This window comes from Sphingobium sp. Leaf26 (assembly GCF_001421665.1).
Taxonomy (GTDB): domain Bacteria; phylum Pseudomonadota; class Alphaproteobacteria; order Sphingomonadales; family Sphingomonadaceae; genus Sphingobium.
Genome location: NZ_LMKV01000028.1, coordinates 155855 through 169708, shown reverse-complemented (window position 1 = coordinate 169708; position 13854 = coordinate 155855). Strand labels below are relative to the sequence as shown.

Annotated in this window: 8 protein-coding genes; 1 reads left to right on the top strand and 7 read right to left on the bottom strand. The window is 60.0% G+C overall.

The annotated features are described in order from the left end of the window. Positions 1 to 1167 precede the first annotated feature (1167 nt). From ASE85_RS16580 to ASE85_RS16555, 6 genes are all read right to left on the bottom strand, one after another. On the bottom strand, positions 1168 to 3684 hold the full coding sequence (locus ASE85_RS16580; protein WP_082462868.1) for a beta-glucosidase family protein: 2517 nt from the start codon (positions 3682 to 3684) through the stop codon (positions 1168 to 1170). Then, the gene (locus ASE85_RS16575) at positions 3681 to 5873 is read right to left on the bottom strand and encodes a beta-glucosidase (RefSeq protein ID WP_056690818.1); all 2193 of its coding nucleotides are present in this window, start codon (positions 5871 to 5873) and stop codon (positions 3681 to 3683) included. The genes ASE85_RS16580 and ASE85_RS16575 overlap by 4 nt, the downstream gene beginning before the upstream one ends. Before the next feature lies 1 nt (position 5874). Further along, on the bottom strand, positions 5875 to 6822 hold the full coding sequence (locus ASE85_RS16570; protein ID WP_056690816.1) for a sugar phosphate isomerase/epimerase family protein: 948 nt from the start codon (positions 6820 to 6822) through the stop codon (positions 5875 to 5877). Further along, complete coding sequence (locus ASE85_RS16565) at positions 6822 to 7757, bottom strand: alpha/beta hydrolase (protein ID WP_056690814.1); 936 nt, start codon at positions 7755 to 7757, stop codon at positions 6822 to 6824. Before ASE85_RS16565 ends, ASE85_RS16570 begins: the two co-directional genes overlap by 1 nt. Before the next feature lie 123 nt (positions 7758 to 7880). Further along, positions 7881 to 9029, bottom strand: coding sequence for an alpha/beta hydrolase (locus ASE85_RS16560; protein WP_056690808.1), 1149 nt, complete (start codon positions 9027 to 9029; stop codon positions 7881 to 7883). Between the two features lie 80 nt (positions 9030 to 9109). After that, positions 9110 to 11335, bottom strand: a complete 2226-nt coding sequence (locus tag ASE85_RS16555) for a TonB-dependent receptor (RefSeq protein ID WP_056690806.1) — start codon at positions 11333 to 11335, stop codon at positions 9110 to 9112. A 205-nt stretch (positions 11336 to 11540) separates the two neighbouring features. On the opposite strand from ASE85_RS16555, the gene ASE85_RS16550 reads away from it, so the two are divergent. Continuing rightward, positions 11541 to 12167, top strand: a complete 627-nt coding sequence (locus tag ASE85_RS16550; protein ID WP_056690805.1) for a TetR/AcrR family transcriptional regulator — start codon at positions 11541 to 11543, stop codon at positions 12165 to 12167. Between the two features lie 5 nt (positions 12168 to 12172). Here the strand turns inward: ASE85_RS16550 and ASE85_RS16545 are convergent, their stop codons facing one another. Beyond that, positions 12173 to 13390, bottom strand: a complete 1218-nt coding sequence (locus ASE85_RS16545; protein ID WP_056690804.1) for an MFS transporter — start codon at positions 13388 to 13390, stop codon at positions 12173 to 12175. Positions 13391 to 13854 lie beyond the last annotated feature (464 nt).

The following is a 13854-nucleotide window of genomic DNA, read 5'->3' as shown; positions in this document are numbered from 1 at the left end:
GGATGGCCGGGATTGCGTCCTTCCACCGACAGCGAGTGGGCTGAAGCTCGCTGAAAGCCGATCTTACCCCCCCCCAACCGCGCGAATGTCGGCTCGTGTCGGAAGCCGGCATTTGACGAACCGGGCGGGAATGGCGGGTTTGTCCCACGATCCGGCACTCGCTTCCAGCGACTTTCGACCATTGCGCGAACCCGCTCCGCGGGAGGGTCGCTTGGGGTGACGTATAGTAGTATTTGTGAGGCTTTCGGCGGGGCGGCGTCGCCTGCCGACGGTGGAGTTCCTTCAACGGAGAGGAACTTACCATGGATGCTATCACGACTGCTGCCCCGACCCATTCGCACCGTGAGCGGATGTTGCAGGACATGACGATGCGTGGCTTCGGGGCGCACACGCAGAAGGACTATATCCGGCATGTCCGGAGCTTCGCCACCTGTCGCTTCTGTTCATCGGAGTCGTTCGCACCATTGACGAAGCCGACTGCCCCGAACACTTGTCTGTCCCCATCGTAAATCGCCTTCATATCCCGACCGCCGTCAGGTCCACCCGACGGGTGGCGAGGACGGACGTCGGTGTAGTGTGGATCGAGAGCTAGCAATGCCCGGCACATTTGTTCTCGATCGCGCTGATTCCCGTCAAGCCAGCTTCTGAGGTGTAGATCCGTTTCTGTCGGCATAGTCACAGTTTAGCCGTCCGGCGTCTGACGTCCAGCGGTTGATCCAGACACTGCGGTGCCGTGAGGCGGAAAGCATCCTGCCGGTCGGCAACGCGCCCCAATACCATCAACCAGCCAAGCAGTAGCCGACCAGCTTACGTCGTTCCAGGGTAGCTTCGGGAATGCCGGCTCACGCTAAACCGGTCACTCGCGGGTTTCACTCGCGACAGGCTGCTACGGGCGCAACTTCTCCCCGTTCGCTAGCTCATTTTTGTTTTCCGGAAGCTGTTAATTAATCGAGAGAAAAGCGGCCGATCTAGCAATGGAAAATTGGGCGGACGGCCGCCGACCCTTTTAAGACGTTCACTGAACTAATTTGAATCTTCAATTGCAGGCCATCCGATTTATAGCACTTCGAATCTAATTTTTTGACTTTGATATCAGTTTCAAAGAACGATCCGATCGATAGATCACAATCGATTAGACCTGATAAACAGTTTTAGTTCCGAGCAGCGTCAATCGATATCTAACTGTTTCTGTGCTGTCCGAAAACTATCGACCAATTGTGGTTGGGCTGCAGAATTTGAAACCCGAAGGTCATAGCTGCCCTCCTTTATGATAAAGCGATGCGCGCTTTCGTCGAAGTCGGCGAGGATTTTCGGCTCCAGCTTCAACTCGATCGCCCTGCTTTTACCGGCGTCGAGATCGATCTTCGTCCACCCGGCAAGTCGCAACGCACCGTTACCGTCACGTCTGGCGACATATATCTGCGGAACGTCCGCGCCACTGCGCTTGCCGACGTTCCTGACCACGAACCGGGCAGTGACGCTCCCGTCGCTGGCGGTTGAGAGTCGCAGATTGGAATAGACGAACCGCGTGTAGCCAAGACCATGTCCGAACGCGAAGAGCGGGTCCAGCTTCTTACGAGCATACCACCTGTACCCGACGTCGGAGCCTTCGATATTATAATCGATCGCAATGGTCGGCTTATCGGTTTGAGCAGGGGCCAGACCCTTCCCATCATCCGAAACCAGCCTCTTTGCTAGCTGGTCTTCGGTCAGTTGCTTCGGCGCGCCCGGCACAGGCGCCGGGACGGGAGTTTCATACGAAACTTGCGCCTTGGGCCAATGGGGCCGGGGCTGCTGGGCGTCGCTACGGGGGAAAGTGACCGGCAGGCGTCCGCTTGGATTCACGTCGCCAAAGAGGATGTCGGCAATCGCTTCGCCGCCCTGCTGGCCCGGGTACCATGCGGCGAGTATGGCAGGCACCTTGTCGACCCACGGCATGGCAATGGGATTGCCGCTCTGTATCACAACGATCGTGTGTCGGTTAGCCGCTGCAACCGCTTCCACAAGCCGATCCTGATCGCCGGGAAGCGAAATCGTTTCGGGATCGCTGCCTTCCGCATTCACCTGATTAACGAAGACGACAGCAATTTCCGCGTCCTTCGCGAGTTCGGCCGCTGCCTTTGTATCTACGCCCGGATCGAACCGGACTTTCGCGGACTGCGCCCGCGCAGCGATGGCCTTGAGCGGAGAAGAGGGAATATACAGACCCTTTCCGCCAAAATTGCCGCCCGGCAAAATCGGTTGACCGTTCGCATCGCTGTTGGCCGGCGGGCTGTTATCGAACGGACCGCCGCCGTCGGGCTTCAGTATCCCGCCATAAGGAATGACGGCCGAACTGCCGCCCCCCGTCAGCACCCCCAGATCGGCCCGTCCGCCTATGACCGCGATCGAGCGCGCGCTTTTGGCCAGAGGCAACAGATCGCCCTCATTCTTGAGCAAAACGATGGCGCGGGTCGCGATCTTACGCGCCAGCGCGACATGCCCCGGCTGATCGATCGCTGCGATCTTGCCCGGTTCCGGCGGATTGTCATACACGCCGGTCGACAGCATGGCCCACAATATGCGGCGAACCATGTCATCGATGCGGGATTGAGGAATCTGCCCGCTGGCAAGACCGGCCTTCAGAACCTGCGGAGCATAATGCGGCATGGTCCTGTCGAACGCCCAGGCCGATTCCTGATCCAGCCCGCCCAGCACGGCGCCTAAAGTGTCATGCACGGCCCCGAAATCGGAGAGGATGAACCCCTTCCAGCCCCACTCCCCCTTCAGAACCTTGTTATTGAGATAGTCATGCTGGCATGAACGTGACCCATTTGTGAAATGATAGGCGCACATCACCGAAACCGGCTTGCCTATCTTGACCGCAATCTCGACGGCGAGAAGGTCGCTTTCTCGCAGGGCCGCATCGCCAAGCACTGCGTCGACCTTGCCCGAATCAGCCGTCTGATCGTGCAGGACATAATGTTTCAGATTCGCCATAACGCCAGTGCTTTGCACGCCCTTGACCGAATAGGCAGCAAGGATTCCGGCAAGCAGCGGGTCTTCGCCGCCGAGATATTCGAAATTTCGACCGCCTCTGGCATCGCGGGCGAGGTTGAGGCCAGGACCCAAAACCATGTTCATCCCCCGCGCACGGAATTCCTCCGCTACCGCCTTGCCCTCCGCTTCAACGAGTGCAGGTTCGAACGTAGCGGTCATCGCCATAGCGGAGGGGAAGGCCGTCGCCTCGTCACCTGGACGTACCGCCACGCCGTTGATGCCGTTGCTGACGCCCAGAATCGCATCGCTGGCGTGAAGGGCCGGAATACCCAGCCGCGGCACGCCGGGCACATAATTCCCCGTCAGCCGCTGCATCGGGCCGATCAGCGGGTCCTTTGACCGACCACCGATGAAGCCGCCCGAAAAACCGCGCAGCATGATCAGTTTCTCATCCAGCGTCATCTGCGCCAGAATGAGATCCGCCCTGCGTTCAGGCGACAGGCTCCTGTCGCGCCACGGCCCATCGATCGCCTTCGTATCGACTTTGGTCGATGCGATCAGGGCGGGGTTGGGCGTTACGGGCGGACCATCGAGCTGAGCCAGAGCCGGCCCTGCGGCAAGGCCGACAAAAGCGCAGCTGATCATGGCATGACGCCTGAAGATCGAAGCCATTCGACTGGCCCGGGTCGACTTGCCGGATGTCATTGCGCAATCGTCCTTGCATTCAGGGTCAGGGACGCCTTTGCCGTCAGCTTGTCCGAGGACGGGCCAGTAGCCAGTTCGTAGCGCCCCGCTGCGATCTGCCAGCGATGACCGGCTTCATCCCACCGCGCCAATAGTTTCGGTTCGATGGCGACATCGATTCGCTTGGTTTCGCCGGGCTTGAGCGAAACGCGCGTGAAACCGACCAGCCGCTGTCCGGGATCGTTCGGTCCGGCCACGGCATAGAGCGCCACGACCTCGTCGCCCGCCACCGCGCCGCTGTTGCGAACGGTCACCTGAGCGGAGGGAAGATTTCCGCCCCGCAAGCTGATCTTTTCGTAGGCGAAGCTGGTATAGCTCAGGCCATAGCCGAAGGGGAACAGCGGCTTGATATTCTTACGGGCGTACCAGCGATAGCCAATGTCGGCGCCTTCGATGTCGTAATCGACGGTGACCTTCTTGGCCTCATTCCCGGTCCCCTCGAAGCTTTTGTCCAGCTCGTCCCACCCTGGGATCGCAGGGCGGGGCAGCTGTTCCACCGATGCCGGGAAGCTGATCGGCAGCTTGCCCGAAGGATTGACCTCCCCGAACAGGACACGGGCAATCGCCTCCCCGCCCTGCGCGCCGGGATACCAAGCTTCGATCACGGCCGCGGTCTTGTCCAGCCAGGGCATCAGAACAGGTCCGCCGGTTTCCAGCACGACGACGGTATTGGGGTTGGCGGCGGCGACCGCCGCGATCAGCGCATCCTGATTGTCGGGCAGCGACAGATCGGGCACGTCATACCCCTCCATCATCCACTGGCTGGCGAAAAGGATGACGACATCCGCCTTTGCCGCCGTGCGCGCCGCTTCGGCAATATAATGGCCGTCATCGTACAGGATCTTGGCGCCAGCGGCCCGCTTCCTGATCGCGGCGAGCGGCGGCGAGCGATGGAGATTGATCGAATGCAGGAATGCGAACGGCCCTTCTCCCCCCATCGGGATCGTCGCGGCCGGGCCATCGACGCCATGCACCTGTGACGAACCGCCACCGGACATCACGCCCATGTCCGCATAGCCGCCGATAACGGCGATCGTTTTGGCTTTCGCCGCCAGTGGCAGGGCGTTGCGCTCGTTCCGCAGCAACACGATACCCCGTTCCGCCACGCGCTGCGCCAGTGCATTGTTGGCCGCCTGATCGATCTTCACCGCCGGGGCGGGCTGATCCAGACCCACAGCATAGATCGAACGGAGGATGCGGCGATTGGCGTCGCTGATCCGCGCCTGAAGTGCAGGATCGGCAGACGCCGCATCAATCAGCGGCTTTCCGAACCAGACCTGCTTGTCGGTCTGGGAACCCGATTGCTGATCCAGTCCGGCAGCCATGGCCGACACGCCGGGCACGGCGCCCCAGTCGGACATGACGAAACCGGGGTAGCGCCAGTCGCGCTTCAGCACATCCGACAGCAGATATTCGCTGTCGCACGCATGGCGGCCACGGACCTTGTTATAGGCGCACATGACGGAGCCGGGCTTGCCCTTCTCTATCGCCAGTTCGAACGCCAGCAGGTCGCTCTCACGCGCTGCTGCCTCACCGATCTTGACATCGATCACCTGACGGCCGGTTTCCTGCGCATTCAGGGCGAAATGCTTGACCGTGGCGATGACGCGTTGCGACTGGACGCCTTCGACCGCAGCTGCGCCCAATATGCCCGAAAGCAGCGGATCTTCGGCGAAATATTCGAAAGTGCGGCCATTGCGCGGATCACGCATCAGATTGATGCCGCCCGCCAGAAGAATGTTGAAACCCTTGGCACGCGCCTCGGCGGCGATCATGGCGCTCGCGTCGCGAACCAGCGCGGGGTCGAAGCCCGCACCCATGGCGGTTGCCGAAGGAAGGGCGGTCGCTCCATCTTTGCGCATCCCGCTGACCCAGGCGACGCCCAGGCTCGCGTCGCTCTCCTTGAGGGAAGGAACGCCCAGACGCGACACCCCTTCAACATAGCCCGCGCCAATCACTGCGTCTGGCGGAATGATGGTTCCGGGAATCACCGGCAGCGCCATAATCCCATGCAACAGATTTTCGCGCTCCGCAGCCGTCATCGCTGCTTCGGTATTGCGCGCCCGCGCATCGGCGGACTCCTCCTTGCCCCAGGAAGCGGAAGGAGAAAGGGCAATCGCTGTCGCCAGCAACAAAGCGGTCTTGTTCATATCAGGATATTCCCAGCTTTTGCAGATATTCAAGGTCGATGCGTGCGGCGTCGGCCACATCATGGATCGGTTGTTCGCGTTCGACGAAAGCGGCCCGCACCCCAACATTGCCTGCCGCCGTCAGGATCGCTCGCCAGTCGCCCACGCCCTGACCCAGGCTGATTCGCCCGGCGTCCGATCCAGGCGATGCTGCGACGTCTTTTAAATGGAGCATGACGATGCGGTTGCCATAGCGCCCCAGCATTTCGACAGGATCGACGCCCGCCGCCAGCGCCCATCCGCAATCCAGCTCCAGGCTGACGCCGGCGGACGATGTTCCCTCCAGCAAAATGTCCATGCCCCGCTTCCCGGCAGGTCCAGCGAACTCGGCAGCATGGTTGTGATAGGCGAGCCGCAGCCCTGCGCGCCGGATTGGTCGAGCGATGGCGTTCAGGAAATCGCGATGCGCGACCCAATCCGACATCGTCAATTGCGCCATCACCTCTTCCATTTTGGACAGAGGGACATTCTTAAGCTTGTCGGGCGAGACATAGGGCGCCGAGCAGGTGATGAATTCAACGCCAAGCGCGCGGGCGTTAGCGATGACCCGGTCCAGATCGCCGGACAGGCTGGGACTGCCGGGAATGAAGGGAGCGGGCGGAACATGCATGCTGCGGGCGCGCAAACCGCTTCGCACCAGCGCCCGGCGGATTTCCTCCACACTGCCGATGCCCGCAAGAAGCTCCACTTCGCGGTAGCCGGTCGATGCGATCGTCTGGAATGTCGCCGCCAGATCCCGTCTGGCGGCGTCCAGGAACATGAATAGCTGGATTCCGATCGCAGGCTTTGGTGTGGACAGACGGGCCAAAGCCGTATCGCAAAAGGCGATCGCCATCGCGCCTGCGATCACGCCACGCCTGCTGACCTTACAGCCGCAGGCGGACGCAAGTCTTTCCAGCTCGGCAGGCATTACTGCTTTGCCTTGAGCAGTCCACGCATCGTCATCCAGTCCAGAAACGAGTCGCGCCATTGCGCGCTGGTCGTTCCCGCCTTGCCCATGCCAAAGCCGTGCCCGCCGCGTTCGTAGAAATGCAGCTCCACTGGCTTCCCTGCTTCCTGCCAGGATCGCACCACGGCGAAACCGGATCGTCCGAACAGCCCATCGTCGCTGGCGATGGCCGCGAACATCGGCGGAGCATCGGCCGGAACGGCCTGCGGCTCCATGGGGCCATAGATATAGCCCAGGAAATCGGGCCGAGTGGCCGGATCATTGGCAAGTGTGACCTGCATGGCCGTCATGGCTCCGGCGGAAAAGCCGACGAAACCGACCCTTTTCGGATCGATATGCCATTCAGCCGCCCGTGAACGCACCAGTTCCATCGCTGCCTTGCCATCAGCAACCGCAAGGGGCTGCGTGATATTCGGCGCCCCTGCCCCCGCCCGCGCGGCGGCCCCTCCGAACCTTTCGCCCAGCGCATTCATGAAACCCGCCGTATCCCGCGGCGTAGGATCGAGCCGATATTTCAGAACGAATGCGGCAACGCCATGCGCGGCAAACCAGCGCGCGATGGGCCAGCCCTCATTCTGCATCGAACTCATGAGGTAAGCGCCGCCCGGAGCCACGATGACCGCAGCCCCGGTCGCCTTACCCTTGGGCGGCAGGAAGGGCGTGAGGGTCGGCACGGTGACGTTGCGAACCGCCACTTCGCCCATCATGTCCTGCCACTGTTCGGGCTGCGCCGCTGGATCCGAACCGGGAGCGACGCCATTGTACAGCGGGATTGCGCCAGGCTGCGCGGGCGCCGGAATATCCTTTATGCTGAAGCCGGGAGGAGGGCCTGCCTGCGTATGGGCAGCGGAGGGAAGGATGAGCAGCAAAAGCGCCGCTGCGGCAACAGTTTTCATGCGATCCGCCTTTTTAAGGATGTTGGTGGCGTTGCCTCTCCGATCGCATCGGGTCGGCTGCTCCAACTTTTGCATTTATCGAACTCTGCGCCCCGACAAAGATCGGGTCCGCTTCCTGATGCCCTATTGGAAGAGAAGGGGCGCCAGTTGCGCCAGATAACGCCGCCAGGTTTCCCAATTGTGCGTGCCTTGGGTGACTTCGACATCGGGCTTGAGCTTGTGCCTGCGCATCAGGTCAACCATCGCCTTGGCATTGTCGGGGACAAGCGGATCATCCTTGCCCCATCTCACCCATAGCAGTTTCAGCCTCTCGCCATTCCGGTCGATTTCCCCGCCATAACGTTGCTCGAACGCGGCGCGCATCGGCGGAAACCAGCCTGAGGAGAAGATCGCCACTTGGCTGAAGAGATCGATGCGGCTGAGACCTAGATTGGCGGATTGAACACCGCCCATCGAAAGTCCGGCGATTGCCCGATCCTCGCGTCGTTTCGAGACGCGATAATTTGCTTCGATCGTAGGAATGATCGCCTCGACCATGTCCAGAACAAACGGATCTTTCGCAGGATCGCCGGTCATGCCGGGCAGATTCACGGCGGGCAGACCGTCGGAACCGGGAACATGGCCGGCCGGCATGACGACGATCATCGGCTTTGCCCGACCCGTGGCGATCAGATTGTCGAGAATGAACCCGGCCCGTCCCGCGCTGCTCCAGCTTTCGTCAGAATCGCCACCGCCGTGAAACAGGTAAAGGACCGGAAGCGATTTCAGATCACCCATGGCGTAGCCGGGGGGCGTGTAGACATGCATGCGTCTGGGCGTGGGGAATACAGGCGACCGATACCAGCGCGCGGCTATACTGCCGTGGGGAACGTCCCGAACGTCTTCCACCGCGACGCCATCGATATGAAGCAGGCTGGCGACGGAAGTCTGCGAGCCGCTCACCGAAGGGTTTCTCGGGTCTGCAACCCGCGCGCCATCCACGGCGAAGGTGTAGCGATAGGTGCCGGGTGCTACGGACGGCAGGGTGGCCTTCCAGACACCGTCCGCTCCCCGCTCCAGCGGCTGACGCTTGCCGAAAGGTAGCATTTCGCCATCCAGCATGACCGTAGTCGCCGATGGCGCGTAAATCGAAAATGTCACTTGCCCATTTTCGACGACAGGCGACTCCAGCCGGTCATTGGGTGTGGGCTGAAGATGGGCGGGCAGATCGGCATTGCCCGGTACCTGACCTGCCGCCTGGGTCGTGAGACCCAGAGCGACCAGACCAACCATCAAAACAGAATGGCGAAAGAGCATGATCTATCCTCGTGATATAGCGCTGGGCAAGGCACAGATGCGCATCGACCGGACCGTCAGAATTTCGCATCCAGCTGAAGACCGACCTGTCGGAAAGACTGCGGCCCGTAGATGGCCTGCTGCTCTCCGTCACCCGTCAGATACAGCGACGGCTCATGCACGTTGAAGAGGTTGCGGGCGAAGATGCCGACAGAGAAGCGGTCGTCGGCAGTGCGCACACCGATGCGTCCGCCCGCTATCCAGTGCGGCCTGAACGTCGCGTCCACATTGGAGTTCGCCTCATAACGCAGGCGGGATTTCCAGACCGCGTCGGCGCCCAGAAATGCATCCAACCTTGAACTGAGCGGCGCTTCATATTCACCGGAAAGCGTGAATTTATATTTGGGCGCATAAGCCAGCTGGGAGCCGCCGATATTGCTGCCGTCGGTCCCGACATAATTTTTCGGATAGCTGGCATCGGCATAGATGAAGCCCGTGTTGAGCGTGAGTCCCTTTGAGACATTTCCGAAGAAATTGATTTCTGCGCCCTTGGTGACCACCCCGTCGATGTTGGTGCTGGAACAGGACAGCCCCTGCGTATCAGGATCACTGACGCACTGCTGGGCCTGGAAGTTTCTGACCTTCTGATAGAAGGCGTTCAGGTCCATGACCCATCCGCCGAACAATGTGCTCTTGAAGCCCACTTCATAGCTCAGCGGAATTTCCGGCTGAAGAATGAACGGCTGGGCGGGAAGCGCAGGGATCGAAATCTGTCCGCCTTTGAAACCCCTGACCGCCGTGGCATAGGCCATCGTGTTGCGCGCCAGATCATATTGGAGACCGAAGCGATAGGATATTTTGTCGCTCAGCAGCCGTTCCTGGCGAGTCGTTCCCACTGCCTTGTCGTAATTGTCCAGAGTGAGCTTGTTACTGGAATAGCGCCCCCCTGCGATCAGGCGCAAGGCATCGGTGGCGTGCAGCGTGAACTGACCAAATACGGCCATTGATTCGTCGGTGACGTAGTTGATCGCACCCAACGAGCGCACGATGGGAATCTCGACGCCCGGGACAGGCGTGACCGTGATGTTGAAATAGCCCTGATCCTGCACCGACCGTTGATGCGACAGGAAGGCGCCGACCGTATATTCAAGCGTCTGACCACCCGGCGAACTGACACGGAATTCCTGCGTGAACAGCTTGATCCGCGCATCGTCAGGACCTGCCAAGATCTGGAGGTCGAGCGGATCGACCCGGAAGATATTATTTCCGTTATAGCGATCGTGGCCCTGACGATAGCCGGTGATAGACGTCAGCGTGAACGGACCAGCGTCATATTCCAGTTGCAGCGAGCCCCCATAATTTTCCGACCGGCTATGGAGGTCCTGGGCCGTGCAATAATCCTGGTTACCCTCGCCGACGGTAATACCGCAGCTTGCCAGACGGGCGACCCGGTCATCGGTGGTCTTGGTGAACGTGAAGAAGTCGCTGCGCCCCTCGGTCGTGCCGCGGAAATAATCGGCGATCAGATTGATCGTAAAATCGCTGCTCGGCTCCCACAGGAAGCGTCCGCGCACGCCATAGCGATTGATGTCGTCAAGCTTGCCGGTAACAAGGTTGCGGTTCGTTCCCTGCCGGAAATTTCCTACGCCGGAAATGCGAACGGCTGCATCCGAGCTGACCGGGACATTCAGCATGCCCTGAACGACCTGCTGGCCGAATTTCGACCCTGCGGTCCCGGCATCCGACAATTCGGTACGGAGGCGCGCCTCCATCTTGGACGGATCAGGCGCATTCGTCGTGATGTTGATCACGCCTGCGGAGGTCGTCAGCCCGAACAGCGTACCCTGCGGACCTTTGAGCACCTCGATCCGGGCGACATCGAACAGGTCGGAGATGTTAGCGTTGCCCTGACTCACCTGATCGACCACGACGCCAACAGAAGCCGTCGCGCCGGGCGAGAATGTCTGGGTACCGATCCCGCGGATCGAGCCGCCACCACCAGTGTTCTGACCCGGCGCGGACTGAATTTCGAGAGACGGCGCAATGCGGTTAAGGTCGTTGACGGAGTTTATTTGCTGTCGCTCGAGCTGCGCCTGATTTGCGACCGTGATCGAAATTGGAACATCGATGACACGTTCTTGCCGACGTTGGGCCGTAACCACGATGTCGCTGCGTGCGCCGAGCTCGTCAGAGGCCTGAGACGCGCCCTTTCCATTCGCCGCCCCTTGCGCGGAGGCATAGCCCGGTGCCGCGAGAGCAAAGATGCTGGTGGCAAACAGACTGGTGCGGAAAATCGACGCCATAATTCTCTCCCTCTGTATATCCCGGCTATCCAGCCGGTTCAAAAACCAAATCTACAACTTGCTACCCGGCCTACAAAAATTGATACAGCCGTACAAATAATTATTTTTTCGAGTTCCATAGCGTGAGACTATGGCGGCGGTCGCGCTCGCTTAATGGGCTTATACGGACGTGACGTTGCTGTGTTTGCGGGCTAAGTGGGACCGGATGGTGCGTAGCAAGACCGAGAATCGAACCAGATTGCGGCTTCTGGAGGCGGCCGAACCGCTGTTTGCTTCGCTGGGCTATGATGGCGTCTCGCTGAGGACAGTCGCGGCGAATGCCGGTGCTCAACTGGGGGCGATCCCCTATCATTATGGCACGAAACTGGCGCTCTACCGTGCGATCTGGGAACATTGGATGCCTGCCATCTCTGCAGATGTGCTACTTCGCGACCTAGCGGTGCACCCTGCGATGTCGCTAGAAGAGCAGATCAGGAGGCTGGTGACAGCCTTTCTCAATGGCCCGCGAATTTTGCTGAAAAGCGAGCGGGGAAGCTATTTTGCTGCCATCCTCGTCCGGGAGGCCAATGACCCGGGCCGATCCGACCGCACACTACTGGAAGAGTTTATTTTCCCCAATGGCAACCTCATCCGCAACGAGTTGGTGCGGGCCATGCCGGGACTATCCGCCGATCGCTTCGACGCTGGCTTCAAGATGACGATTGGAGCCATCCAGATCGCGTTTGAGAATGATAAACCAAGGTCCGACGATCACGTCGAAGCCCTGTTCGCGGCGTTGACGGAGTTCATCGTCAGCGGATGGCTTGGCCTCTTACGCAAAAAGGCAGCATAAAGGCATCAGCGATGCCCCCGCGCGAACTGCATGACTATGCCTCCCAATAGGCAGAGAAGCGCCGAAACGCTCCACAGGGTCTTGAAAAACACATCAGATCCCATGATCGTCATGACAAGCAGCGGGCCTGCAAGAGCCGGAAGTGTGTTGGTGAGATTGAAAAGCGCCAGATCACGCGCCCGATGGGATGGCGAGGGAAGAATCTGCGCCGTAAACGCGCAATGCAATGCATTGAATGTCGAAAATCCCAGGATGAAGAGGCCGTAGCCCAGCGACGCAAGCTCCCATCGGGGCTGAAATGCCATGAGCATCAGGCCCGCAGCCATGATGACGCTGGAAGCGCCGATCATAGGCTTCCGGCGCCCCGTCCGGTCAGAGATCCAGCTAGCCAGCAACGTCACGGCCACTGCGGCAACGCTTGCCCAGGCCATCACAGCGGCGATGCTCGACATCCGGTCGCCGACATGATCCGCTCCCAGTTGCAGCCTGTCTGAAAGGAAAAAGTAGAAATAGGTGGTCACAGCAACGGCCGCGAGTTGCACCGACAATCTGGCCGCCCATGCCAGACCCAAAACCCGCCAGGAACCGGGCCAGCCACGAATCTCCTTATCTAGACCGTCTCCAACGCCGGGCCTCTGCCCCCTGAAGAATAGAAACGGGATGATGAGCGTTGCGGCGATGCACCAGAAAATGATCGGCTGGTGCATATGGTGAACGCTTCGGCTGACCATCGCACCAATGATGCTCGCGGACGGTGCTCCCGCGCAAAAAATTCCCGACACAATCCCCTTGCGGCGGTCCGGTACATCATCCGCCAGCACCGCCATCAGCGATGCGAGCATCATGTTGAGCGCAGCCTGGAATAGCAGCACCGCGATGAATAACGGGGCGAATGAGTCCGATGAGGCGATACCGAGCGTAGCAAAGAGCAGCAAAATCAGGCCGAATCCGATCAAAAAACGGCGTGACCCAGTCATCCAATACATACGATCGCTCAGGATGCCGAACAAAATTCCGGCCCCACTCGCCACGATCGCGCCGGCGAATGTCATTTGGGTCAGCAAGACCTCTCTTTGCTCAAATACCATGGCTTCGACCATCGCGGGCAGAACGAGGCTGAACATGGGAATATAGGCAACGCAGCTACCGATGAACGCCAGCCCATAGAGAAAGATAAAGAGTAAGCGATTGCCGGTATCGCGCTCATTCTTCAAAAGCAGCAATCTTGCGATCCTCGGTCGTCAGCCAGCACTATGGCATGCAATAGGCTTGCGCCAGCTAAGGAGCCATAGAAAAGATGCCACCCACTGATCCGCGAGGATGCAAGGGCGCGCTGACTGCCATGGCTTGGCGAACTGCCCAATTACCTTCGGCAAGCGCTTCGTGGCCTCCGTCTCTTCAGTCTGGAAATCGATAGTTGTAAGACCAGTAAATTGCGGGTTCTGGACGAATTGCCATTCAAGCCACTCTCAGTAACGGCAAGTTTGTCTCACGACCTTCCAGATGCTGCCGACCATGTGTTGCCGTTCACCGAGCGCGGTGCGACCGTTTGGATCGGACAGAAGCTGCCGGACGGCAAGCTCCCATAGTTCTGCATAGAGCACGCGGTAGGACAATCCTGTAAGCCGACGTTTCGATGTTAACCCGAGCTCTTTTCCGATCGTCGCGCATTGGTACTCTGCTGCCA

Excerpts from the sequence above, each read along its gene's own strand:
- ASE85_RS16580 (WP_082462868.1), bottom strand. The coding sequence starts at position 3,684 with ATGACATCCGGCAAGTCGACCCGGGCCAGTCGAATGGCTTCGATCTTC.
- ASE85_RS16575 (WP_056690818.1), bottom strand. The coding sequence starts at position 5,873 with ATGAACAAGACCGCTTTGTTGCTGGCGACAGCGATTGCCCTTTCTCCT.
- ASE85_RS16570 (WP_056690816.1), bottom strand. The coding sequence starts at position 6,822 with ATGCCTGCCGAGCTGGAAAGACTTGCGTCCGCCTGCGGCTGTAAGGTC.
- ASE85_RS16565 (WP_056690814.1), bottom strand. The coding sequence starts at position 7,757 with ATGAAAACTGTTGCCGCAGCGGCGCTTTTGCTGCTCATCCTTCCCTCC.
- ASE85_RS16560 (WP_056690808.1), bottom strand. The coding sequence starts at position 9,029 with ATGGTTGGTCTGGTCGCTCTGGGTCTCACGACCCAGGCGGCAGGTCAG.
- ASE85_RS16555 (WP_056690806.1), bottom strand. The coding sequence starts at position 11,335 with ATGGCGTCGATTTTCCGCACCAGTCTGTTTGCCACCAGCATCTTTGCT.
- ASE85_RS16550 (WP_056690805.1), top strand. The coding sequence starts at position 11,541 with ATGGTGCGTAGCAAGACCGAGAATCGAACCAGATTGCGGCTTCTGGAG.